A 22951-nucleotide genomic window follows, 5' to 3' on the forward strand; every position below is an offset into this window, starting at 1 on the left:
GGGCCTCCTTTGTGTCTTGAGGTGGTTCTCAGTCCTCGGCCCCATGGCCGATCCGTGCGTACAAAGCAGGCTGCGAGCGCCGCAGACGCAAGCCCCAGATGACACCAACAACTCCGGGCAGCAGGACCAGCATCGGCAAGACAAACGTCACTGCCGTCGATTCTGTCTGTCCCAGCAGGACATTGAAGTTGGCCATGATGAGCACGAAGACCACGGCCAGGAGTACGAACCCCAGGCCCGGGGCAATCACCCTGACCCACAGGCTTGCGCCGTGCTTTTCCCGGCGGAAGAAGCCGATCACGGCCACCGATACGACGGTCATCAGCAACACGAGGCCGATTGCACCGCTGTTGGTCAGCCAGGTGAACATGGTCAGGACGGGGTACAGCTCGCCCAGTTCGGATCCGGAGCCGGCAATGGCGAACGCGACGGTGACGACGACGGCAATCACCGTCTGCGTCAGCGAACCGGCGAAAGGCGCCCCGCTTTCTGTCCGCACCTTGGCCAGCGACGACGGCAGGACACGCTCGCGGCCGAGGGAGAAGAAATACCGGGCTACCGCATTGTGGAAGCTGACGAGTGCTGCGAAGAGGCTGGTGACGAAGAGGATCTGGGCGATGTCGCTGAGCAGTACGCCGCCGTGGGTGCCCAGGAAGGCGAAGATCATGTCCGGGCCATTGGTGGTGGCCGCCTCGACCACGGCGGACGGTCCCGCGCCCACGGTCATGGCCCATGCGGACACGGCATAGAACACCGCGATGATGCCCACGGCTGCGAAGGTCGCCCTGGCAACGGTTCGCTTGGGGTCCTTGGATTCCTCACCATAGATCGCGGCGGATTCGAAGCCCATGAAGGCGGCGATTCCGAAGGACAGAACTGCTCCGATTCCCGGAACGAACAGGCTTTCGGGGCTGAAAGTTGCTGCACTTATGCCTTCGGGGGCCACAGCAAGGCTGATGACGTCATACACAATGACCACCAGGAACTCCAAAGCCACCAGAACGCCCAGTACCTTGGCGGACAGGTCCACCCGGTTTACTCCCAGCCACCCAACAATGGCGATGCAGACCAGCACGGGGATCCACCACGGAACACTGATGCCCAGCCGCGCGGACAGGAGCGAGGACACGGTGAAGCCGAACAGGCCGTAGATACCCACTTGCATGAGGTTGTAGGCCATGAGGGCGATCAGTGATGCTCCCACGCCGGCCGGCCTTGAGATGCCCTGCGCAATGTAGGCGTAGAACGCCCCTGCGTTGGTGACGTACCGGCTCATGGCGGCGTAGCCCACGGCGAAAAGCGCCAGGATTGCGCCAAGGATCAGGAAGGACAGCGGCACGCCGGTGACACCGGTGACCGCGAAAGTGGTGGTGACGCCGCCCGCGAGCACGGTCAGCGGCGCCGAGGCCGCGATGATCATGAAGGTTACTGCTGGTACGCCGAGCCGCCTTTTGGTGCCTACGGCTCCGGCCGCCCTGCCCTTGACGGGGTTGTCCACGCTCATAGTGTGCTCCTGCCTCGGTGCCGCGGGAGATTGCGCGGCACGGTGTCTGTCATTCCGCAATCTTCCACCGCAGGGACCTTGCGTGACTTGTCTCACACGGCAGGGTGTTTGTCGCTGCACGCAAGCACGGACGCAGGCAGGCCCCAGTGTAGAATCGTGGGCAAGCTCACGTCCGCACAAACCGGCATTCCCGCCCCAGTGGCAGCGGCGCCGCGGGCCATTGAAAGGGAGTTTGATGACCGTCGCGGCCGATACGGGCCCCGCAACCGTGGAAACCATCGTGGCGGAGTCGTTCCAGGAGTGGAGCAAGGCAATCTCCAGCTCGTTCGTGCCCCTGATGGCAACGGGTCCCAACAGTTCATCCTTCCAGGGCTCAACCTTCCACGGGATCATGCGTGCCCGCGTGCTGGGGCAGATCTCCGTGGTGGAGATTACCGCCGGACCGCACACTGTCCTGCGCACACCGGAGCTGATTGCCAAGTCCACAGGGCGCTTTTTCAAACTCAGCATCCAGCTCGCTGGCTCGGGCCGCCTGGTTCAGGACGAGCGCGAGGCCGTGCTGCGCCCCGGTGATCTCTCCATCTACGACACCTCCCGCCCGTATCAACTAACGTTCGACGACGACTTCCGCACCTTGGTGCTGATGTTCCCGCACGTTTTGCTGGACCTGCCGGCCGAGGCCATGGGCCACGTCACTGCCTTGCGCATACCGGGCGATGAGGGCCTCGGCCAGCTCATCAGCCCCTTCCTGGTGAGACTGGCCGACAACCTTGAAGCCCTGTCGGGTACCAATGGGCTCCGGCTGGTGCACAACGCTTTGGACCTGGTGACCACGCTCTTCAATGGCGAGCTGGATCAGCTGATCGAGACAGGCCGGGATCCTCATCTGCTGCTGCTGGGGCGTATCCACGACTACATCGAGGCAAACCTCGGTGATCCCGAACTCTCGCCGGGAACCATTGCCGCTGCCCATTACATATCCACGCGGCACCTGCACGATCTCTTCCAGGAAATCGGCACCACCGTAGCCTCCTCCATCCGGCAACGGCGGCTCGAACGGTGCCGGCGGGACCTGAGGGATCCTGTGCTGACCGACCGCCCCGTGACGGCCATCGCAGCACGGTGGGGGTTTACCGATGCCGCACATTTCAGCCGTATCTTCCGGGCAGCCTTCGGGAACTCCCCCACCGGTTACCGCAACAGCCACTGACGGCTCGCTGGCCAACAGACCCCAGCGGCCGCCGTCGAACTTTTGACTAAGCCGCCGCCGTCGGGGCCGTGCCCTCGTCCGTGAGGGCTGCCATCTCTTCGAGCATGGTTCGCAAAAGCCGCTCTTCCAATCCGGCATAATCAGGGTTGCTCGCACGGTTGACCAGCTCCCCGGGGTCTTCGCGGTGATCGTACAGTTCGGTGATCCCGGTGCCGAAGTAACGGGTCAGCCTGCCCTCAGCGGTGATGACCGTCCTCATACGGACAGGTCCCGGCAGTCCCTCCAAGCCAAATGGTTGTTCTTCCTCCACCAAGAGCGAGTCCCGATGATGATCGGCTTCCCCCTGGAGAAGAGGCACAAGCGAGGAACCCTGTATTCCGCGATACTCCTTGGAGCCAGTGAGCTCCAGAAGCGTGGGGGCCACATCCGCGCTGGAAACCAGGGCCCTGCTTCGCCGCGGCAAGGTCCCGGGAAGGTGCACCACCAAGGGAACATTGGTCACAGCGCGGTAGTGGACAAAATGCTTGAGCATGAGGCCGTGGTCCCCGAAGAGATCTCCGTGATCGCTGGTGAACACCACAATGGTGTCCTCGGCCAATCCTTGGCGGTCCAGCTCATCCAGGATCCGGCCGATGTGTTCGTCCATCATGGTGATCAGGCCGTACTGGGCAGCCGCCGCGAACCTGTACTGCTCTTCCGTAGCCGCCCACGTCATGGTGGGGTCCATGTTCGGCTCACCGCGGTGCTCCACCATTTTCCTGACATGGTCCGGCGAGGCAGCGTGGTCCTGGTCGAAGCCGAGCGGGAGCGGCAGGTCCTCCGGGTTGTAAAGGTCTGAATAGCCTGCCGGGGGCGAGAACGGGTGATGGGGGTCCGGGAAGGACACAAACATGAAGAACGGCTGGTCCTGGCCGGCAGCATCCTTCAGGTGCTCGATTGCTTTCTCGCTCACATAGCTGGTGGGGTGCACGTCAGCCGGGATGGCCGTCTGGTACACCTGGTCCCACCCGCCGTACGTGCTGGACGAGTTTCCCGGACCGCCCAAAGTTTCGGGGTCAACGCCGCGTTCCCGGGCCCAATGCACGTAATGGCCGCCGGGCCGGTCCCCATGGCCGATCACAAGGTCCACGTGCTGGTATCCGTAGTAGTCGGCAGGCAGTGCAATGAAACGGGCATCGTGAGCGCCGCGATTCTCCCACTGATCCCACCCCGGGGCAAAACCCTGATGGCGGGCGTCGCCGGCTACGGCATCCAACAACAGGGGGTCCGTGGCCCGGATCTCCTCGGCCTGGTGCGGTTCAAACTCCCATCCCATGTTTTGGTGGTGCAGCTTCCCCACACCCACTGTGCGGTAACCACCAGCCCCCAAGGATCCTGGAACAGTACGGGTCAGCGGATCAAGGGTAATGCCGTTGCAGCGGGTCCCGTGGGCAGAAGGCCACCTGCCGGTCATCAGGCTGGCACGGTTAGGCATGCACGTGGGGTTGGCCACCGTTGCATTCTCAAAAACGATGCTCCTGGCTGCCAGTGCATCCAGATGTGGCGTCTTGACTGTGGCATTCCCCGCAAAGCCCAGGTGGTCGGCCCGGAGCTGGTCGGCAATGATGAACAGGACATTGGGCCGGCGGTTGGCGGCTGTCCGTCGCAGGCCCGTCATGCGGGCCTCTTGATGAGGGACAGCACTTCGGTTCGCTGCCGGGCGAAGTCCGGCAAGGAACGCGTAGTGATTTGATCGCGTGGTGCCGGCAGGTCCACATCCACCACTTTGAGGACGCGGGCGGGCCGGGAACCGAGGACCACTACGCGATCCGCGAGATAGACAGCTTCGTCGATGTCGTGGGTGACCACCAGAATAGTCATGTTGAAGTCCTTCCGGATCTTCAAGCACAGGTCCTCCAGGTCAAACCTGGTCTGCGCGTCCACTGAAGCGAAGGGCTCGTCCATGATGAGGATCTCGGGCCGATACGCCAGTGCCCGGGCGATTGCCACCCGTTGCTGCATGCCGCCGGACAACTGCCACGGGTACTGGTTGTCGGCATGGGCCAGGCCGACGGCGGCCAGCGCACTGTCGCAGCGCTCCTTCAGTTCCGCAGCGGGCAACTTGAGGTGCCGCAGGGGAAGTACCAGGTTCTTCCGAACGGTGAGCCATGGCATGAGTGAGCGGTTGTAATCCTGGAAAACCAGGGCCATCTCCGGAGGCGGGCCGCTGATGGTTCGCCCGTCAATGGCTGCCCGTCCGCTGCTGGCCGGGTGAAGCCCGGCCAAGCATTTCAGGAGTGTCGTCTTTCCAACCCCTGACGGACCGACGATGCAGACAACCTCGCCGGCATCCACGGTGAAGGTGAGGTCTTCGATGACTGTGTGCGATTTTTCGCCGCTGCCATAAGTCTTGGCGAGATGCGCCACGTCCAGCCGCGGAGTGGTCGCACTGATGCGGGTATCTGGTTGCTGTGCCATGGTGGACTTTCTGTTTTGGGTGGGAAGAGTCGGGGCCTGCCGGGCGCTCATGCCGCACGCGCCATGCGACGGGAACCGATGTACCAGGACAAAACCTTGCGCTTCAGAAGGCTGAACAGCATGTTGACCATGAATCCGATAACACCCAGGAGCAGGATGCCGGCCCACATGTCAGCGGTCATGAAGCTCTGCTGCGCCAGCAAGGTCATGGCTCCGATTCCCTGCGAACTGCCCAGCATTTCGCTGGCGATCATCACGATGAAGGCCACCTGAAGACTCACCTGCAATCCTGAGAAGATCTGGGGCATCGCCGCCGGCAGGAGGACATTGAGCACCCGTTCCTTTCGACTCAGCCGGTAAACCCTGGCTACGTCCATGAGATCGTTGCTGACGCTCCGGATGCCGTCCACGGTGGCGATCATGGTGGGGAACAACGCCGCCAGGGCAATGCTGGTCACGCGCATTTGGGTACCGAAGCCGATGAGGGAGATGAAGATCGGTACCAGCGCCACCGGAGGAATTCCGCGGAGGAAATGGATCAACGGATCGATCATCCACCGGACCGGAGGGACCAGCGCTGTGACGAACCCCACCGCGACCCCTGCCACCGCTGCGATGGCGAAGCCCAGGAACAGGTTACCCAGGCTTAGAAGGACGTCGGACTGGAAGTGGTCAAAGAGCCACAGCTCCTGGAAACGGATGAGGATGGTTTCCAACGGAGGGAAGAACGGATCAGTGGAGTTGGCGGAAAGGAACCACCACGCTGCCAACAACAGCACCGGCGCGCCTGCGCCGATCACCCAATTTCGGAATGCGACGTTTCTCATCAGGGCACCATTTCCCGGTAGGACTCATGCCAGTGCAGGACCCGGCGCTCGGCCAGCCGGGTAGCACCTTGGAACAACAGACCCAGGAGACCGAGGACAATCACCAATCCGTAAAGACTGGCGTAGTCACCTGCCGCTTGTGCCTGGTAAATGCTTTGGCCCAGGCCCGGGCCACCACCAAGGAGGCCTGCCACCACCGTGACCACCAGGGCGGCAGGAGCTGCCACCCGCATGGCCGTACCGATGTAGGGCATGGCACTGGGCAAAACCACCCGTGCCAGAATTTCTCCCTCGCCCATGCCGTAGGAGCGGGCAGTATCGCGTGCCACGGGATCGGTCCCCTGAACACCGTCTACGGTCTGCATGACGATGGGGAGCAAGCACCCGAAGACCACCAGGAACAGCGCCATCTCAGCTGTCGGACCAAGCACCAGGACCGCGAGGGGAAGGATAACGATCGGCGGGACCGGCTTCAGGAATTCCAACACAGCCAAGGTGGCGTATCGGACCGATTCGAAGCTGCCTATCAGCAACCCAAGAACCACTCCCGCCAAAGCTGCTACGGCCAACGCGAGCACCGCGATGCCAATGGTGGCGCCAAGGGCGGACCAGAACGTGCCGGTACCCAGAATGGCCGCGAGCGTTGTCAAAACGGTAGTGGCCGACGGCAGGGCGTTTCCTGCTACGTTGGCCGCGGCGAGAACCTGCCAGATGACCAGTGCTCCGGCGATGCCCAGTGCGCTGAATGCATAGGGGCGGATGGATGCTTTCATGATGAATCTCCCATGTCGCTTCCGGCCTACTTCCCGAAAATAACGTCAGCCGGCAGCTTCACAGGTGCATTCAGGAAGCCAAGCCCGGCCAGGTTCTTGTTGGCGCGCTCGATGTCTTCAAGGCGTACCTCTTCGGGCCAGTAATTCACGGCACCGGATTTAACCACGTCCAGTGGAGTCTTGGTGATCTCGGCACTGAGCTGCTGTGCTTCATCGATGTTGCCGTTGGCGTAGGCGTTGGCCTTGTAGATGGCAGCTTGGAAACCTTCCAGCGCCTTTTCCTTGGACTTCACCGTGTTCGCCCCCGCAACCCAGAGGCCAATCGCGCCCTGCTCAAAGAACTCGACGCCGGGCGAGGCCAGGAGCCTGTTGCCCTCCGAGGCGGCCTTGGACGTGAACGGGGCAACGAGCGAGGCGGCATCGACACGTCCGGAATTGAGTGATTGGAGTGCCGAGGACGGATCGAGGACCATCCAGTTCACCTTGGCGGGATCGCCGCCGTCGTCCTTGACGAGTTTGCTGACCGTGACCTCCAACTGTGCTTTACGCGCGGGGACGCTGACGCTCTTTCCTTCCAGGTCCTTGGGCCTGTTGATGGCCGAGGCCTGCTGCACCAGGAGTCCTGTGTCATCCACGCGGTTGAGGTCCGCCCCTTCGCTGGCACCGTCCTTGTAGCCGTCGGCTGCGGCGATGATCTTGAGCGGCACGTTCTGGCTCAGTGCATTCAAGAGTGGGATGGAGGGAGTGTAGGTGAGATCAATCTGACCGCTCTGGGCAGCTGCAATGCCGGCCGGCGGGTTGGCAATGACAGAAATCTCGACGTTGAGACCCTGTTCCTTGAAGTAGCCTTTGTCAGCTGCAAGGCGGATACCGGCGTCCGAACCGATGCCGATGGTACCCACCTTCAAAGTGGTGGTCCCGTCCGCAGCCGGGGCGGCGGCCGGGACCGGGCCGCCACCACAGGCGGCCAACGACAGGGACAAAACTGCGGCCAGGGCCAAGGGAATAGTGCGTCGTCGCATGGTGCTCCTTGAATCACGAATGGTTGAAAGGGAATGGTCTAACTGATGGTTTGATGAACTAAGTTGCTTGGTGGACCAGGTTTGCTTGGTGGACAATGCGGCCGCCGCTCAGGGTGAGCCTGACCTCTGTATCGAGGAGCTTTTCAATGTCCTCATCCACCGGCCAGGGGTTGGACAGCAAGCACAAATCCGCTGTCATTCCAGGCGTCAAAGCACCCTTGAAATGCTCCGCGTGGTCCTGCCAGGCAGCGTTGGCGGTCATGGCAGCCAACGACTCCAAGCCGGTAATCCGCTCCGGATCCCGCGGATTGCCTGGCTGGGAACGAGTGGCCCGGCGGACGGCTGCCACCACGGTGCGCCGCCAATCGGTACTGGTGACCGGAGCATCCGAGGCAAGGTTGAAATGAACGCCGGCTCCCGATGCTGACTTCAGGGGCTGATGCCGGGCGAAGCGATCCTCACCGAGGACCTGGCGCATGATGTCACCGGCCTCTTGGCGGATGAGGGGGTTGGTGCTGTAGCCAATGCCGTGGGTAGCCATGGTGTGAAATGTCCCGGGATCACCGAAGGCGCCATGGATGATGTAGTGACGGTTCCCTGATGTCGTCGGACGTGCTGCGGGACCGTCGGCTGCTGCGATGATCGCCTCAACAGCGGCGACGGTTGCTGCGTCCCCCGTGGCGTGGACCCCTGCTTGCAACCCGGCGTCATTGATCAGCCCCAGTATTTTGTGCAGTTCCGCAACCCGTTCGCCGTCGGTAGCCCCTTGGATCACCAAGCTTCCGTGTGTACACGCCTTGCCATAGGGCTCGCTCATCCACGCGGTGCCGCTGCGGGGAATTCCGTCCGCGAAGACCTTGACGCCCGCGATCCGCAACTGCGCCGGATCGATGCCGCGGTGACGGTACGCATCGGCCAGGCCGCTGCGCAGGCCTGCCTCAACCGCATGGGCATTGGCTCCCCCGGTTCCCGCAAAGAGCATCAGGACGTTGATTCTCAAGGTCAGTTCATTCGCCGCAGCGAGGTCGCCCAGCAACTCCAGTGCCGCCGTCGAACCGGCACCGTCCATAAGTCCTGCGCTCGCCGGCCCCAGGCCCGGATCCGTGAGCGAAGTGATACCCAGCGAGTGCAATTGCTCCTGCAATGCCAGCAGGGCCGGCCGCATGGTGGAGGCCGGCACGGGCGGCGTTGATCGCGAGAGAAGTTCCATGGCGCCGTCCTGGAGCAGGCCCGTAGGGCTGCCATCCGCCGCCCTCACGATTACCCCGCCGTCAATATCCGGCGTGTCGGTAGTGATACCAGCCCTTCTCAGCGCCTCACGGTTGGCCAGCAACTGATGCCCTGTGCTGTCGAACGCCACAACGGGCGTGTCGGGCCGTGATTCGAGCAGGACACCCTCTGCCGGACCAAGAAGTGCCTCATCCCAGCCATGGGCCCGCACCCAGCCGTCATCCCCCGCCGGCGCTGCCTCCACGACGTCGACGACGGCCGCCCAGTCCGGCGCCACCGCCGGCTCCAGGCGCACATATCCAAAAGCCGCCATGGCCGCCGATACGAAATGCAAGTGGGCATCGTTGATGCCCGGAATGACAGCCCCACCTGCTGCATCGATAACCTGCGTGTCAGGGCCAATCAATTGGCTTACGTCGTGGTGGCCCAGCGCTGCAATGCGGCCGCCCTTGACGGCCACGGCATCACTCACGCGCTGTGGTTCCGCCGCGTCCATGGTGTGGACCGTGGCATTCACGATCACCAAATCAGCGAAATCTTCCATCAGTTCTCCTCAAGTCACCGCATCCAGATGTGATGCAGACAACGTTCCTGAAAGAAGTATGTCGCTTGACTGGGTCACTTGACTAGGTTTTGGCGTAAAATTTCTTTCGAAGGACTTTTCCGCTCCCCGGCACGGCCGAAAGGTTGCCGCGGCGGATAGCGCCTACGATCGATGAGACCACTGGGTTGGTGAACCCGATCACAGGTGAGAGAACGAGCTCACCGGTGACTGAAGAAGAGGAAGGTGAATGGATGGCCAGGGTTCCCGCCGAGGAAAGGCGGCTGCAGTTCGTCGAAGCAGCAGCAAGGGTGATCGCACAGGATGGCCTCGCCTCCGCGACGACACGACGGATTGCCAGCGAAGCCGAAGCCCCGCTTGCTGCACTCCACTACTGCTTCCGGAACAAGGATGAACTCCTTGAGGAGGTGTACAACTTCCTCAGCCGTGACTACGCCAAGGCCTTGGAGCCAGTGACCGATCCCGGCATGGGACTGCGCCACATGGTGGGCGCCCACGCCAGGCGCATCTGGAGCCGCATGCTGGAAAATCCCCACGAGCAAGTCACCACGTTCGAACTGCTCCTCCGCCGTTTCCGGGTCGAAGCAGAAGACCAGCCCCAGGCCTTGCTCATGAACCGATCAATGTACGACGGCTGGGTCAGCTCAACCCTGGAGTTGTTCCGTGGAGCTGCTGAAGCAGCCGGCGAACCCGTCCCCGCCAATCTGGAGGACATCACGCGCTTGTTCATTTCGGGAATCGACGGCATCAGCATGCAACATCTGGCCGACCCCGACGACGAACGCTCTGTGCGATTGGTTGAACTCATGGCAAAGTCACTCGCCGGAGCGCTCGACTACGACTGAGGCCGGCGCTTCATCACCAGGGACGTCACGACACCCAGCAGCAGCAGGCCAGCCGCGGCTGCCATGGAAACGACGAAGGCCGCACCCGGCCCCTGCGTCTCGGCCAGTTGCCCGGCCAGGTATGCGCCCAGCGCCGTACCCGCGACGATTCCGCTGGCGAGCGCTGTCATGACCGTCGCCATGCGGCCGGCCGGAGCCACCACCCCGCCGATGCTGAAGACAGTGACCATCACAGGCCCCACCGGAATACCCAAAACCAGCAAGACAAAGACCATCGGCCAAATACCGCCGGGCAGTAGCAGCAAAAGCGACAAGGCCGACATCGCCAGTGCAGCCGCAACCCAACGGGAGGCCAGGCTGAACCGCTGTGGCCAGAATGCGACCGACAACGCAGCCACCGCAGAGCTCAAGCCCATCACCGCGTAAAGGATTCCCGCGATTTCGGCGGTGGCGTACTGGGCAGAGAACGCACTCAACGCATTCTGCGTCGCCCCGAAGAAGGTTCCCATGCAGACCATTGCCAGGACAGGCACGGCAACTACGGCACCGGCCCAACGATTCCGGCGTTGCTGGCCAGCCTGTGCGGACTGCTCCTCCGAAAGCACGACGCCGGAAGCCGGCTTACGAGGTGACGGAACCACGGCATGCTGGCTGGGGTGGACGGCGAAAGCCGGTACCAACGTGATGGTCATGACCGCAGCCAGGGCGAGTGGCAACCACGGGGCCACCATGCTGGCCAGGACACCCACCAGCGCCGGGCCAAGGACGAAGGTGACCTCGTCCGCGGTCCCCTCGTAGGACAGCGCGGTATCAAGGTCGGCCCGGTTTGCTGCCACGCTCCTGCTGCCGTTGGCTGCCGAGGGGGAAAGGTTGCGGGTAGTCAAAGCCATCCAACGGACCCTAGCCATCGGACCAACTTGCGGGCAACTGGCACCGGCAAGGAATGCCACGATGAGGACACCAACAGCGTCACTTGCAGAACCGTAGGCCGGCGTCAGGTAGGCCGCCGCAAGTAGTCCAGCTACAGCAAGGGCGTTGATGACAGCGGCCACCAGGAGCACGATCCGCTGCCCTGCGCGGTCAGCCAAGGAGCCGAGGACAGGGGCACCCAAGGCCGAACCAACGCCGACAGCTCCAGCAGCCATGCCGCCTATGGCGTACGACTGGCTGACAGCCGTGACGAGCGTCAGGGTTCCGACGGTGAGCATGGCCAGCGGAAGCCGGGCGAAAAGGCCCAAAGGCAGGAAGCCCGGCCCTGCGAGTTCCGGGAGACGCGCAAAACGGCCGGGCAGGCGGGAGGGGCGTGAGGGTGCAGAAGACAGGGGCTGGGAAGCCACAGAAGATTTTTCCATTAATCCGGGTTCGCTAAAGGATGCGCATCGTCCCTCCTCCCGATGCGCGCGACCCGGTGTAACGGGTTAAGTCTATCGGATATGGCCTGGCAGGAACCACGCCCTAGGCAGGAACCAATTCGGCAATGCGCACGGTAGATCCATGGCGGCCCTTCACCACCTGCACCTGGCTGGTGATGCGTTGCTTCATCTCGGCAACGTGACTGACCAAGCCAACCACCCTGCCGCCGTCGCGCAGTCCCTCCAAAGCATCCATCACTTGCTCCAGGGCTTGCTCGTCGAGGCTTCCGAAACCTTCGTCGACGAACAGCGTCTCGATGTCCACGCCACCGGCCTCTTGCTGCACAACATCGGCAAGGCCAAGAGCAAGGGACAACGATGCCATGAAGGATTCACCGCCGGACAGGGTGGAGGTGTCACGGCGCTGACCAGTCCACTCATCCACCACTTCCAGCCCCAGTCCCGACTTTGCGCCCCTCGCTGCCTTGGCGTCCGTATGCTGCAAGGTGTAGCGGCCATCACTCATGGCAACGAGCCGCTCGGAGGCGGCGATGGCAACCTGTTCAAGTCGACCGGCCAGGACGTAAGTGTTCAGGCTCATCCGGTAACTGTTATCGCCGGATCCCCTCACAGTGTCCGCCAACTCTGCCAACAGCCGCGCCTTGTTCCGGGGCTCCTTGCCAGCGTGGGCAAGAGCCAGGTACGCCTTCCGGAACCGGGTCACAGCTTCGGACGACTTTCCAGCCAGGCCTGCAGCCAGAGCAGCGGCCCGGGCCTTCTCGGCAGCATCGGTTGCCAGCAGTTTTGACCCGGAAAGTTCGGCCTCCGGCAACGGAAGCTCGCCAATACTTACTTCCTTTGCTGCCAGGACCAGGTCCTCGCCGGCAAACAGTTCATCGAGGCGGGAAGATTCAGCGTCGAAATCGGCGAGGTCCTTTTCAAGACCTACGACGTCGGCGGGCGGCAGGAGTTCACGACGCGCTTCTTCGGCAGATCCGAATCCGGATTCCGGTAAGACCCGGCCCAGGGAGGCGATGGCATCTGCCTGTGCTTGCCCGGCACTTTCGACGTTCCGGTCAGCATCCGTTGCCGCCTGCAGCAGCGCGCGCTCAGCCGACAGGGCCTGCAACCTTTCACGCAGGCTCGGGACGCCGCCCCTCAGGCCAGCCAGGTCCTTCTCCAGGTCAGCGTGTTGTTCCTGGAGAAGGGACACCTCCGAAGACGCCTGGGCTGCGGCGGCCAAGGAGCCGGCCAGTTCTTCCTCCACGAGGACGATTCGTTGGCTCAGGGCCTGGTGCCGGCTGCCCAGAGTCTCCAAGGACGCTGCTGCCTTACGGGCCGCAGAGAGGGCCCGCTGGGCATCCTCACGCGTGGACTCAGCGTCGGCCGCATCCGCAGAACCTCCTTGCGCCTTCAGCCCGGCGAGAACCTGGGCCGCCGTGGAAACTTGCTCAGCGAGCTCCCCCACGACTTTCTCACTGGCATCAAAACGCTCCTTCAGCTCTTCCTCTTCCTGGGCAAGGGAGAGGGCTGATCGTACTGCAGCAGCCGGATTCGGGTGGTCTTCGCTGCCACACACAACGCACGGTGTGCCGTCTTCCAAGGCTGCTGCCAGTTCCCCTGCCGCGTTGGCCAGGCGGTGCTCGCGGATGTCGAGCCACTGCTGGCGGACATCCTGCGATGCGGACCGTGCTTGGAGATGCTTCCCGGTGATTTCCTCCACATATTCGGCGGCAGCGGCATAGCGGGCCACGATATCCACCAATGCGGTGGCCTCCGCCGCTTCCCTTTCCAGCTCTGCCAGTTTCCCGGCGACAGGTTCAAGGGGCCCGATCTGTGTCTCTACTGTGGCCACGTCGTCACGAAGCTGTTCCAGCGCCGTGCGTGCCGCTTCCGATGCTGCGGTATGTTCAGCCGACTCGGCGCCCTTGGCCACCAACCGTGCTGCCATCCCGTCCAGACGCTGCTCATCGGGAAGACGTGCTTCCAGCACAGCGCAGCTTGCCTTGACACTCTCCAGGGAAGTGGCGGCGTTCCCGGGGTCGATGCCCGCTTCTTCCAATTTCAAGCGAATGCCGGCCGCAAGCTCTGTGGCGGCCTGGAGCTTGCGTGCTGTGGAATCAACGGCTTCCAACTGGCCGCTGAGAACGGCAGCACGGCGATGCCGGCCAAGCCTCTCCCTGTTCTCATGTGCCCGGGGGGCCGCCAGCTCAAGCAGGATACGCCGCTGCATTGCCGCGCCCAGGCGCCCATGACGCAGCGATTTATCCTGGGCTTCCTGGAATTTCGCGGCGAATCGGGCGGCCAAGGACTCCGCGTCTGTGGCATCGAGCTGACGACGCTGCCATGCGGCGGTCACCTCGGCTTCCGACTCGGCGAGCCATTCCTCCGGTTCTTGTCCTGCAGGGATGGAGGCAGAGGTGCGTGCTGAATCACCTGGCACGGCGTGGTGGTCCTCCAACTGTTGGCGCTCAGCGGCAACCCTGTCCAGCAGCATGGCCAGTTCCGCCGTGTTCTCCTGCACTGCGTCGGCCGCGTCAGCAGCTTGCTGGGCGAGGTGGCGTTCAACGGATTCAAAGCGTTGCGTGCCGAACAGTTTCTGGAGGAGTTCCAGACGGTCGCCTGCCTTGGACCGGAGAAACGCTGCAAAGTCACCCTGCGGCAGCATGACTACCCTGGTGAATTGCTCCCGATCCATTCCCAGGACGTCGGAAAGCTCAGCCCCTACCTCGTCATTCCTGGAGGACTTCTCCTCCCAGGTTCCGTCCACCCGTTCGCGGAGGAGGGTTTTGGCCTGTTGGGTGGTGAAGCCATTGCGCCCACGGGCGCTGGGTCGATCCCATGCGGGTGAGCGCATCACTTCAAAACGACGTCCCCGGGCAGAGAACTCACACACAACGCGTGGTTCCGCGGCGGGGGCCGCGTGATCGCTGCGGAGCCGCTTGCCTTCCTGACGGGCTCCTGGAACGGACCCGTAAAGGGCAAAGCAGATGGCATCCAGGATGCTGGTCTTCCCGGCCCCGGTGGCGCCGTTGAGGAGGAACAGTCCCTGCGCACTTAGTTGGTCGAAGTCGATGTGCTGGGGCGTGGCGAACGGACCGAACGCTTCAATATCCAAACGGTGGATTCTCACAGCTCCGCCTCCTCCAACCGGACAGCTTCAAGGGCTTCTTTCAATGCGGCTTCTTCGGCATCTCCGGAACCGCGCCCCCGGACATGTTCCAGGAAGCCGCAGCAAACGTCGAGGTCGTCTTCAGCCTCGGCGAGCCGGCTGCTGTAGCTTGTCCTGGCCCGGGACTCACCGCCTTCGGGTTCGAAGGCAAGGACCAAGGTGTCCGGGAAACGGGCGCGCACCCTCTCCATCGCCTGGGCAGGCCGCTGGGTATCCGTCAACGTGATCTGGCAGTATGCACCTTCCGCCCAAGCATGCTCTTCGGATGCCAGAAGGCCATCCAGCGGACCGCGCAGGATCGCCAGGGGTTTGGGCGACTCCCACAGGACCTCTTCAACCCCGACTTCGCCGCCGGTGCCAATGTCCACGAGCCAGGCGCCCTTGTGGTGTTTGGCTTCGGAGAAGGAATAGGCCAACGGCGAGCCGGAGTAGCGCACGTTCGGAGCCAGTTCCTGGCGCCCATGGAGGTGACCCAAGGCGGTGTAGGAGAAGTCGTCAAAGAGATCCAACGGCACGGCTCCCAGTCCACCAATGCTGAGGTCCCTCTCGCTGTCCGAGGTAATGCCTCCACTGGCGAAAGTGTGCGCAAGGACGACAGGGTGGACCGGTCCGGTTTCCCGGCGGCGCTCCACATCACGCCGAATCCGTTCCACAGCCTCCAAGGTGACATCGAAGTGGTTGGCGGTTTCGACGCCCAACCGCTCAGCCACCAGCCGGGGCTCCAGATAGGGAATGCCGTAAATGGCTACGTCCCCGCTGCTGCGGTCCGATCCCAGCGGCAAAACCACCGGCACGTCCAAGTCCTCCACCCGGGTCCGGAGGTGCACTCCCCCGCGTTCCAACAGCCGGGACGCAAAGCCAAGCCTGATGGCGGAGTCGTGGTTGCCGCTGGTCAGGACGACGGCGGCGCCTGCCCGCGTAACCCGGACAAGGGCATCATCGAGGAGTTTCACCACGTCCAGGCCCGGCAAGGCGCGGTCGTAAACGTCTCCGGCTATCAGGACGACATCAATGGACCTGGCTTCTACCGCCGATACCAACTGGTCCACGAAATTGCGCTGGGCACCAAGCATGCCAACGCCGTGAAATGACCGGCCGAGGTGCCAATCCGAAGTGTGAAGTAACCGCATATTCCCAAGTTAACCGTGGGCACCGACAATAAAGCGCAGGCAAGCCGACCGCCGTCGATCCCGTCTGGTTTCTAGCCCTTTTTGCCGTCGAAGAAGTCACGGGCATCATCGGCGGCGGCCGCAGCAGGTGCGGGTGCCGGGGTGACCGTGCCCTTCTTCGCCTGATCCTGCTGGTCCTTGGCGCCACGGGTTTCGGTGTCTTCCCCGGTAAGGTCGCGATCAGCGTCGAAGGCATCATTGACACCGTCGTCATGGGCGGCCTGGACATCAGCTGACCCGGCCTCGTTGGCCACCGAAAGGCTCTGGAAGCCACGGAAGACCAGCCCGGCCAGTGCAGCGCCCAGCAGCGGTGCCACCCAGAAGAGCCACAGTCCTTCGATGGCCCAGGAAGAGCTGAAGAATGCCTGGGCCGTTGCCCGTGCAGGGTTGAAGGGGAGGTTGCCCAGGACCTGGCCGAACTGAAGCAGCACGACCATGGCCAGGCCCACAGCGAAGGGAGCCACAGCGGGCAGAGCCCTGCGACCGGCGGTCGCCCCCAGGAAAACTGCAACAAGCAGTGCAGATCCCAGGATTTCAACCATCAGGACGCCGGCCATCTGCGTTTGGGCCGCAGCATGTTCACCGTAGCCCGGCGCCACGACATCGAAGGCGGCGCGGGCGTCCTTCAGGACGGGGACTGTGGTGATCACGAAGTAGATCAGTGCCGCACCTGCAACGCTGCCGATGAGCTGCGCCGCCAAGTAGGCCACGGCGGATACGGCCCTGATCCGGCCGGCAACCAGGTTGCCCAGGGTGATGGCGGGGTTGAAGTGGCCTCCGGAGACATGCCCGAACGCCAGCATTGCCACGGTCACTGTGAGCCCGGCGGCGAGGGCCACCGGCACGGGAGCCCCGCTGGGGTTGGAGAAAATCCCTACACCCACCGCTACGACCACAATGAACATCGAGCCCAAAGCTTCAGCCGACAACCGGGCAGTGAGGCCCGGCTGGTGGTCGGGTGTGGCCTGCACAGGAGAGGTCATGTCGAATGTGTCCTTACGGTTGATCTGAATGCTGGCCTGGTCGGCCCCCGCAGCGCGCTGATCTGCTGCTGACTACTGCCTAGCGCTTCAAAGGCGTTGGTGCGCCGGCTTGGAAGCCAAAGGCCCTTGAGCATTGTGCCAGCCGAGTCTGGGCAGTTGCTGAATCCTGACTCCGAGCTTAGCCGCCCAAGGCTATGGCCGCGATCGCCGTACCGGCAAGGCCCATCACGGCCACGGTGCTGAGCAGTACCAGCCGCGCGGAAGCAGCGTTGTTTCCGGTCTGGAGTTGGCGTGAGCGAACCCATACTACCGAGGCCAGGACGATGGTGGTGGCGGCCGCCATGAGCGCACAAATGCCTTGGTAGTCAAGTCCCGGGAGCCCGGCGACGACGCTGGCGGTGGATGGCTCGGAAGTCAGCCAACTTCGCCAAATAAACAGGTCAACCACCACCAAGGAGATCAAGGTACGGCGCCATGCCAGGGTTGTCCGCTCCGGTTGGAGGCCTGGATCGCGGACTTCCACACTCACAGGATGTCCTTAATCACCGGGCCACCAGGATCAGCACCGCGAAGGCGAAGGCTGCCAAAGCCACCACGATGGTCATGAACATCATGACCCGGGAGAACGGAAGTGCTTGGTCGTTGCGCATGGCCGCTTCCATCTGACCCCACCTGCGGTAGGACGAGGCGGCCAGGCCCGCTCCAACCAGCGCCAACAAGACGCAGAGGACCAGTCGAACGGGGGTGGGCGCGATGTTGGGAGCCAATTGGTCAACAGCTACCGCGCCGGCAAGCAGGGCCAAGGAGGTGCGGATCCACGCGAGGAAGGTACGTTCGTTGGCAAGTGAGAACCTGTAATCAGGTGTCTTGCCGGTCCGTCGCCAAGCAGGTTCACGCACGCAGTCTCTCCAAGGTTCATCGGTGCCGGGCAGCTTCCCCACCATACCAGCGGGCGTTCGCGGGCACGGTAAGTTACTGGCATGAGTGTTGAACCTTCCTCCCCCGTTGCGCCGTCCTTCGAATCCCGTGTCCACGGCTCACTTTTGGGAGGAGCATTGGGCGATTCCCTTGGTTACGCAGTGGAGTTCGATTCCATCGCCGCGATCCGCGCGCACTATGGTGCTGCCGGACTGACCAGCTTTGGACAGCTCAAGGGTGCAAGCCACTTTTCGGACGACACCCAGATGACCCTTTACACCGTTGACGGCCTGGTGGAAGCCCTCGAATGGGCGAACGACGGCGTGGCAGCGGACGAGATCGCCTGCCTGTGGCTCGCCTACCTTCGGTGGCTCAACACCCAGGACGTCGTAGTCGCCTCTTCCGCCCCCGTACCCCAACCCCGGTGGATCGACGCCCAGGAAGTGCTCCGGCACCGCCGTGCCCCGGGGAACGCATGCCTGAGCGGTCTTGCAACCGGTCAGATGGGTACGGTTGCACGCCCCGTCAATCCCGATTCCAAGGGATGCGGCACGGTGATGCGTTCGGCTCCCTTCGGACTCATTCCGCACATCTCCCGCGAGGCTGTCTACAAGCTGAGCTCCGATGCCGCGTCCCTGACGCATGGGCACCCGTCGGCCCGCCTCAGTGCGGCGGCTTTCAGTGTGCTGATCCATCACATCGTGGCCGGGCACGACGTCCGCAGCGCCGCCAAGGAGGCACTCGACTACGTGAACGGTGTTCCCACCAAGGCTCCGGAACTTAGCGAAAGGCTGGAAGCCGCCTTGCAGTTGTCGCAGCAGTCCACTGCGCTGAACCCTGAAGACCTGACCGCAGCGCTCGGCGAGGGCTGGATCGCCGAGGAGGCACTCGCCGTCGGGCTCTACTCCGTTTTGGCCACGAGCGGCAGCTCACCTGCGGACCATTTCCGCAACGCAATCGGCCTCGCCATCAACCACAGCGGCGACAGTGACTCCACCGGATCGATCGCCGGCAACATCCTGGGCGCCTTCTACGGCGAAGAATGCCTCCCGGGCGACTGGCTTGAGGCTTTGGAAGCGCCCGAGGTCATCCGCGGCATGGCGGGCAGGCTCCTCGCCGTCACCACTGGCTGACAGGTACTAGCTGCTGCGCAGCGTGATGTTGTTGCAGGCCTCGCAAATATCGGCCGGTATAAGGCCACGGCGCTGCAGGAATCCGAAGATGGCGCAGCCGAGGCAAAAGCCGACGAACGCTTCCAGGGAGGCCGCCACGATCAGCAGCGCCAGAAGGAGCCACGCGGCCGGCTGGTAGCCCATGAAGAACAGCACGACGGCGGCACTCGTCAACGCGGCGCCGATGCCTTGCGCGAAACGCTTGGGCGGACCGGCCACCAGCTTGGCATGCCCGATCCGTGGTGCCAGGACCTTGACAGAGAGCAGCGCCAGCGGAGAGATCCGGGGACCAAACAGGACGCGGAGCCAGAAGCCGGCGGCAAGAACCACCAAACCCCAGCCCCAGCCGGTCAGAAGGGTTGCGACAGCCAGAACCACTACCAGGCCGGCCGTGATGCGGGCGGCGTATTCGTTCACGGGGTTGGGAAACGCGAAAATAGCCCGCCAACCAGCCCCACGGCGTGCGGAACGCTCAGGAACATCGGCTTGCTGGCGAACCGGTGCTGGAGGAAATGCGGGCTTGGTCATACCCCAAGGCTAGGAGCGTGGCTCTTCCGTCGGGAAGCATTGTTGCGCAGTATGACCGTTTGCGGGTCAGGCCCCGCCCACCATCTGCAGGAACTCGCCTTCGGAGACAACCTCGATCTGCTGGCCCTTGGCGTGCAGTTCCAGGACCCGCTTGGCTTTGCCGGTGAGTCGTCCGGCGCGTAGGTCGCCTGCCACAAAGCCATCGCCGACAATGAGCACGGTGGTCCTTGCCGTCACCCGGCTTTCGGGGCGGGCTCCCATGTCCGCGGCCCGCGATTTGGCTTCCGGCCGCGTAATCGCGAGATCACCCGTGAAAACCACCGTCTGCCCGAACAGAGGATGCCCCGGCTCCGCTGCGGGATTGGGCAAGGGGTTGGGCCCTTCCTCAGGCCAGGCCGACCATCCGCTGGGGCCGCCAACGGCTCGTTCCAGGGCACCTTCCGCAGCACTTCCCGTTTTGACCGCGAGCGCAGAGAGGGTCGCTTTGGAGAGGCCCTGCGCGGGATCGAACGCTGGCTGCTGGGGGAGGTTAAGGCCCAGGGAAAGATAGAGTTCGGCGATGCTGTTGGCATTGTTCCGCCGGGCGATGTCCACCAGGATACCGGCGCAGGCACGGGCGTCCTCGGCGGCATCGTGATGGTTGACCAAGGGCACGCCGGCCTCTTCCGCGGCATACGGTAAGGAGTTTGACACCAGCGAGTAGCAGCGTCGGGACAGCATTACCGTGCAGACATAGTCATAGGCCGGTCCGGCAAGGCCCGATACTTCCAGACCGGAACGAATGACGCCGAGATCGAAAGCTGCGTTGTGCGCGGCGAGGACGTCGCCACCTATGAACGCGCCGATTTCCGGGAAGAGTTCGCCGAACCGCGGCCGGCCTGCAACGTCTTCGGCGCGGATGCCGTGGATGCGGGTGTTGTGGAACTCGAAGTGATCGTGGTTCTCCGGCGGGCGCATCAGCCAGGACGCTTCCTCCACCACAACTCCACCGCGGACTTTGCTGAGTCCTACCGAACACGGCGACCCCCGGAAGCCGTTGGCTGTTTCAAAGTCGATCGCCGTAAAGTCCAATGCCACTGGACAAGGTTACAGCCGGAAAAGGCCGCCCCTGCCGATTTGCTCGGTGGGGCGGCCTTTCCGGCCTGCATTGTGGTCAACGCGACATCTCGGCGCCTATGGAGTGGCCCTGCGCAGAGTTGTGTAGGATCCTGCTGCGAGTACCACGCACAGGAGCGCGGCCCATCCGCTGATGCTGAGCGGCGTCTGCTGGACCATCCAGTTTCCAAAGTGTCCCCATCCTTCAAAGACGGTGGTGAGGGCGGCTATGCCGATCAGGGCTATCGCCGTTCCCAACGTGGAGACCAGGGTTCCGGTAGTGCCCCAGCGCTTGAAGATGGTGGCGAACCAGAATCCGATGATGAACATGAACATCATCAGCACAAAGAAGAATGCAGCGGTGGAGTACCAAGGACCGTCAGTGACCCACGGGATGTTGAAGAAGTAGCCGTACACTCCCCAGCCGTTGGTGGCCCGTTCGAGGACACCGCCCAGCATGTACAGCACGGTCATCCCCAGTGCGATGAGCGAGAAGAGGCCAAGGGTTCCCAGGTAGAACGCACGCCGGCTGATGCTCAGGCCTTGGGAGAACGGGAACACCAGGGTCATGCTTTGGATTCCAAGGACCAGGAAGTACCAGAGGGGTGCCTGGCTGCCGCCGCCATTTTTCCCCTCGGTGACAGGAATGAGTGCGAAGATGGCGAGCGACATCAGGAAGGATGCTGCCAGGATTGTCAGAGGCCATCCGATGTACGTCCACTTGTTGATCAGCTGCATCCGGGCAACTGCCAATGTCCTGCTCATCGCCTTGCCTCCATCGTCTCATCGGCGAATTCTCCACTGCCTGGACCTGTTGCGCCTGCCCCGGCCATGGTCTTCCGTACCACCAACTGCTGCAATGAAACCGGTGATAGTTCGAGGCCAAGCTCCTGGGCTTCGGTTCGTTCGCGACTGCTGAGCACCTCGTCCACCGTGACGGAGGCCAAGGATCCCAGGGTTTCGCGGTGCAGGGTCTTCCTGCCGGCAAGGAAGGCGTCCACCTTTTCCGCAGAACCTGAAACGGTGACAGCCGAACCTCGGATCTCCTCGGCATCGGCGTCCATGATGATCCGCCCCCGATCGATCACCACTACGTGTTCAAGGAGGTTCGCTACCTCATCGATCAGGTGCGAGGACAAGATGATGGTGCGCGGGTGCTCTGCGTAGTCCTCCACCAGGCGGTCGTAGAAAAGCTGGCGGGCGACGGCGTCGAGCCCCAGGTAGGGCTCGTCGAAGAACGTCAGTTCTGCACGGGAGGCGAGGCCAATGATGACCCCGACGGCGGACAACTGGCCGCGCGAGAGCTTCTTGATCCGGCGCTTGACGGGGAGTTGGAAGTCCTCGGCCAACCGGTCGGCGAAGTCCTGGTCCCAGTTCTTGTAAAACAGGGCTGCGGATCGGAAGGCGTGCCGGGGCTGGAAGTCATCCGGATATTTCTGTGACTCCCGGATGAAGCAGATCCGGGACAGAACGTCCTCGTTCTCATAGGCACTGGCTCCAAAGACCAGCGCTTCACCGGAGGTGGCGAACGCTTGGGCGGTCAGGATGGACATTAACGTGGTCTTGCCCGCGCCGTTGCGTCCGAGCAAGCCATAGATACGGTTTGCAGAGAGGCTCAGGTTGACGTTGTCCAGCGCGTTCAGGTCTTTGTAATGCTTGATCAGGTTACGGGCCTCGACGATGGTCTCGTTCACAGGGCCGCGCTCCTTTCCTTGTCTGTCCCGGATTCCGGAGCAAGCCCGGAACTGCGTTCAATCATCGTGTTCAGCTGCTCCGCCGAAATGCCCAACTTCCGGGCCTCCAGCGCCAGCGGCTTGACGTACTGCTCCACGAACTCTTCGGTGCGGCGCGCTATCAGCTGGGCGCGGGCTCCTGTTGCTACGAACATCCCTATCCCCCTGCGTTTGTACAGAATTCCTGAATCCACCAGCACATTGACGCCCTTGGCAGCAGTTGCCGGGTTGATGCGATGGAAGGCAGCAAACTCGTTGGTGGAGGGCACCTGGGATTCCTCGGCCATGGTGCCGTCCACGATTCCGTTTTCAATGAGTTCGGCGATCTGAAGGAAGATCGGCCTGCTGTCATCGATCATGAGCACCACCGCCTCATTGGTTCATTACTCATGTAACTAA

At 63.0% G+C, this 22951-nt stretch carries 21 protein-coding genes; 3 read left to right on the forward strand and 18 right to left on the reverse strand.

Annotated features, from left to right (window positions below):
* Positions 1-28: 28 nt before the first annotated feature.
* A complete protein-coding gene (locus AB4Y77_RS00640; protein WP_311213471.1) occupies positions 29-1504 on the reverse strand; it encodes an APC family permease in 1476 nt (491 codons plus the stop codon).
* A gap of 235 nt (positions 1505-1739) precedes the next feature.
* Here AB4Y77_RS00640 and AB4Y77_RS00645 point away from each other — a divergent pair, with 235 nt between their 5' ends.
* A complete protein-coding gene (locus tag AB4Y77_RS00645; RefSeq protein WP_311213472.1) occupies positions 1740-2714 on the forward strand; it encodes a helix-turn-helix domain-containing protein in 975 nt (324 codons plus the stop codon).
* Positions 2715-2760: 46 nt separating this feature from the next.
* Here AB4Y77_RS00645 and AB4Y77_RS00650 read toward each other — a convergent pair whose 3' ends face one another.
* From AB4Y77_RS00650 to AB4Y77_RS00675, 6 genes are read right to left on the reverse strand one after another with little or no spacing between them, the layout of a single operon-like run.
* A complete protein-coding gene (locus AB4Y77_RS00650; RefSeq protein ID WP_442012678.1) occupies positions 2761-4371 on the reverse strand; it encodes a sulfatase family protein in 1611 nt (536 codons plus the stop codon).
* A complete protein-coding gene (locus AB4Y77_RS00655) occupies positions 4368-5222 on the reverse strand; it encodes an ABC transporter ATP-binding protein (RefSeq protein ID WP_442012679.1) in 855 nt (284 codons plus the stop codon). Before AB4Y77_RS00655 ends, AB4Y77_RS00650 begins: the two co-directional genes overlap by 4 nt.
* On the reverse strand, positions 5219-5998 hold the full coding sequence (locus AB4Y77_RS00660; RefSeq protein ID WP_442012680.1) for an ABC transporter permease: 780 nt from the start codon (positions 5996-5998) through the stop codon (positions 5219-5221). The genes AB4Y77_RS00655 and AB4Y77_RS00660 overlap by 4 nt, the downstream gene beginning before the upstream one ends.
* Positions 5998-6771 carry an ABC transporter permease gene (locus AB4Y77_RS00665; RefSeq protein WP_442012681.1) on the reverse strand — a complete coding sequence of 258 codons (774 nt, stop codon included), beginning with the start codon at positions 6769-6771 and terminating at the stop codon, positions 5998-6000. The genes AB4Y77_RS00660 and AB4Y77_RS00665 overlap by 1 nt, the downstream gene beginning before the upstream one ends.
* A gap of 26 nt (positions 6772-6797) precedes the next feature.
* Positions 6798-7793, reverse strand: a complete 996-nt coding sequence (locus AB4Y77_RS00670; protein ID WP_442012682.1) for an ABC transporter substrate-binding protein — start codon at positions 7791-7793, stop codon at positions 6798-6800.
* Positions 7794-7851: 58 nt separating this feature from the next.
* Positions 7852-9567, reverse strand: a complete 1716-nt coding sequence (locus AB4Y77_RS00675; protein ID WP_442012683.1) for an amidohydrolase — start codon at positions 9565-9567, stop codon at positions 7852-7854.
* A gap of 224 nt (positions 9568-9791) precedes the next feature.
* Between AB4Y77_RS00675 and AB4Y77_RS00680 the strand changes: the two genes are divergently transcribed.
* The gene (locus AB4Y77_RS00680) at positions 9792-10430 is read left to right on the forward strand and encodes a TetR/AcrR family transcriptional regulator (protein ID WP_442012684.1); all 639 of its coding nucleotides are present in this window, start codon (positions 9792-9794) and stop codon (positions 10428-10430) included.
* On the opposite strand, the gene AB4Y77_RS00685 is transcribed toward AB4Y77_RS00680, so the two are convergent.
* The 6 genes from AB4Y77_RS00685 to AB4Y77_RS00710 form a co-directional block, all read right to left on the reverse strand.
* Entirely contained in the window at positions 10421-11782 is a 1362-nt protein-coding gene (locus tag AB4Y77_RS00685; protein WP_311213474.1) for an MFS transporter, read from the reverse strand. The two genes, AB4Y77_RS00680 and AB4Y77_RS00685, sit on opposite strands and share 10 nt — an antisense overlap.
* Before the next feature lie 103 nt (positions 11783-11885).
* A complete protein-coding gene (locus AB4Y77_RS00690; RefSeq protein WP_442012685.1) occupies positions 11886-14915 on the reverse strand; it encodes an AAA family ATPase in 3030 nt (1009 codons plus the stop codon).
* The gene (locus AB4Y77_RS00695; protein ID WP_442012686.1) at positions 14912-16084 is read right to left on the reverse strand and encodes an exonuclease SbcCD subunit D; all 1173 of its coding nucleotides are present in this window, start codon (positions 16082-16084) and stop codon (positions 14912-14914) included. The genes AB4Y77_RS00690 and AB4Y77_RS00695 overlap by 4 nt, the downstream gene beginning before the upstream one ends.
* Before the next feature lie 71 nt (positions 16085-16155).
* The gene (locus AB4Y77_RS00700; RefSeq protein ID WP_442012687.1) at positions 16156-17106 is read right to left on the reverse strand and encodes an aquaporin; all 951 of its coding nucleotides are present in this window, start codon (positions 17104-17106) and stop codon (positions 16156-16158) included.
* 178 nt (positions 17107-17284) lie between these two features.
* On the reverse strand, positions 17285-17629 hold the full coding sequence (locus AB4Y77_RS00705) for a DUF202 domain-containing protein (RefSeq protein WP_442013042.1): 345 nt from the start codon (positions 17627-17629) through the stop codon (positions 17285-17287).
* A gap of 19 nt (positions 17630-17648) precedes the next feature.
* On the reverse strand, positions 17649-18005 hold the full coding sequence (locus tag AB4Y77_RS00710) for a YidH family protein (protein ID WP_442012688.1): 357 nt from the start codon (positions 18003-18005) through the stop codon (positions 17649-17651).
* 81 nt (positions 18006-18086) lie between these two features.
* Between AB4Y77_RS00710 and AB4Y77_RS00715 the strand changes: the two genes are divergently transcribed.
* Positions 18087-19157, forward strand: a complete 1071-nt coding sequence (locus AB4Y77_RS00715) for an ADP-ribosylglycohydrolase family protein (protein ID WP_442012689.1) — start codon at positions 18087-18089, stop codon at positions 19155-19157.
* A 6-nt stretch (positions 19158-19163) separates the two neighbouring features.
* Here the strand turns inward: AB4Y77_RS00715 and AB4Y77_RS00720 are convergent, their stop codons facing one another.
* The 5 genes from AB4Y77_RS00720 to AB4Y77_RS00740 all read right to left on the reverse strand — a co-directional run bounded on the left by AB4Y77_RS00720 (position 19164) and on the right by AB4Y77_RS00740 (position 22911).
* Positions 19164-19724 carry a DUF4395 domain-containing protein gene (locus tag AB4Y77_RS00720; RefSeq protein WP_442012690.1) on the reverse strand — a complete coding sequence of 187 codons (561 nt, stop codon included), beginning with the start codon at positions 19722-19724 and terminating at the stop codon, positions 19164-19166.
* A gap of 66 nt (positions 19725-19790) precedes the next feature.
* The gene (locus tag AB4Y77_RS00725) at positions 19791-20801 is read right to left on the reverse strand and encodes an exonuclease domain-containing protein (protein WP_442012691.1); all 1011 of its coding nucleotides are present in this window, start codon (positions 20799-20801) and stop codon (positions 19791-19793) included.
* A 96-nt stretch (positions 20802-20897) separates the two neighbouring features.
* Positions 20898-21584 carry a hypothetical protein gene (locus tag AB4Y77_RS00730; protein ID WP_311213481.1) on the reverse strand — a complete coding sequence of 229 codons (687 nt, stop codon included), beginning with the start codon at positions 21582-21584 and terminating at the stop codon, positions 20898-20900.
* Complete coding sequence (locus tag AB4Y77_RS00735) at positions 21581-22513, reverse strand: ABC transporter ATP-binding protein (protein WP_442012692.1); 933 nt, start codon at positions 22511-22513, stop codon at positions 21581-21583. Before AB4Y77_RS00735 ends, AB4Y77_RS00730 begins: the two co-directional genes overlap by 4 nt.
* Positions 22510-22911 carry a GntR family transcriptional regulator gene (locus AB4Y77_RS00740; RefSeq protein ID WP_311213483.1) on the reverse strand — a complete coding sequence of 134 codons (402 nt, stop codon included), beginning with the start codon at positions 22909-22911 and terminating at the stop codon, positions 22510-22512. The genes AB4Y77_RS00735 and AB4Y77_RS00740 overlap by 4 nt, the downstream gene beginning before the upstream one ends.
* Positions 22912-22951: the final 40 nt, after the last annotated feature.

Origin of the sequence: Paenarthrobacter sp. YAF11_1 (genome assembly GCF_052113445.1) — a bacterium.
Taxonomy (GTDB): Bacteria; Actinomycetota; Actinomycetes; order Actinomycetales; family Micrococcaceae; genus Arthrobacter.

Bases quoted from the DNA above. Each gene is read 5' to 3' on its own strand.
- AB4Y77_RS00640 (WP_311213471.1), bottom strand. From the start codon at position 1,504: ATGAGCGTGGACAACCCCGTCAAGGGCAGGGCGGCCGGAGCCGTAGGC.
- AB4Y77_RS00645 (WP_311213472.1), top strand. From the start codon at position 1,740: ATGACCGTCGCGGCCGATACGGGCCCCGCAACCGTGGAAACCATCGTG.
- AB4Y77_RS00650 (WP_442012678.1), bottom strand. From the start codon at position 4,371: ATGACGGGCCTGCGACGGACAGCCGCCAACCGCCGGCCCAATGTCCTG.
- AB4Y77_RS00655 (WP_442012679.1), bottom strand. From the start codon at position 5,222: ATGAGCGCCCGGCAGGCCCCGACTCTTCCCACCCAAAACAGAAAGTCC.
- AB4Y77_RS00660 (WP_442012680.1), bottom strand. From the start codon at position 5,998: ATGAGAAACGTCGCATTCCGAAATTGGGTGATCGGCGCAGGCGCGCCG.
- AB4Y77_RS00665 (WP_442012681.1), bottom strand. From the start codon at position 6,771: ATGAAAGCATCCATCCGCCCCTATGCATTCAGCGCACTGGGCATCGCC.
- AB4Y77_RS00670 (WP_442012682.1), bottom strand. From the start codon at position 7,793: ATGCGACGACGCACTATTCCCTTGGCCCTGGCCGCAGTTTTGTCCCTG.
- AB4Y77_RS00675 (WP_442012683.1), bottom strand. From the start codon at position 9,567: ATGGAAGATTTCGCTGATTTGGTGATCGTGAATGCCACGGTCCACACC.
- AB4Y77_RS00685 (WP_311213474.1), bottom strand. From the start codon at position 11,782: ATGGAAAAATCTTCTGTGGCTTCCCAGCCCCTGTCTTCTGCACCCTCA.
- AB4Y77_RS00695 (WP_442012686.1), bottom strand. From the start codon at position 16,084: ATGCGGTTACTTCACACTTCGGATTGGCACCTCGGCCGGTCATTTCAC.
- AB4Y77_RS00700 (WP_442012687.1), bottom strand. From the start codon at position 17,106: ATGACCTCTCCTGTGCAGGCCACACCCGACCACCAGCCGGGCCTCACT.
- AB4Y77_RS00715 (WP_442012689.1), top strand. From the start codon at position 18,087: ATGAGTGTTGAACCTTCCTCCCCCGTTGCGCCGTCCTTCGAATCCCGT.
- AB4Y77_RS00720 (WP_442012690.1), bottom strand. From the start codon at position 19,724: ATGACCAAGCCCGCATTTCCTCCAGCACCGGTTCGCCAGCAAGCCGAT.
- AB4Y77_RS00730 (WP_311213481.1), bottom strand. From the start codon at position 21,584: ATGAGCAGGACATTGGCAGTTGCCCGGATGCAGCTGATCAACAAGTGG.
- AB4Y77_RS00740 (WP_311213483.1), bottom strand. From the start codon at position 22,911: ATGATCGATGACAGCAGGCCGATCTTCCTTCAGATCGCCGAACTCATT.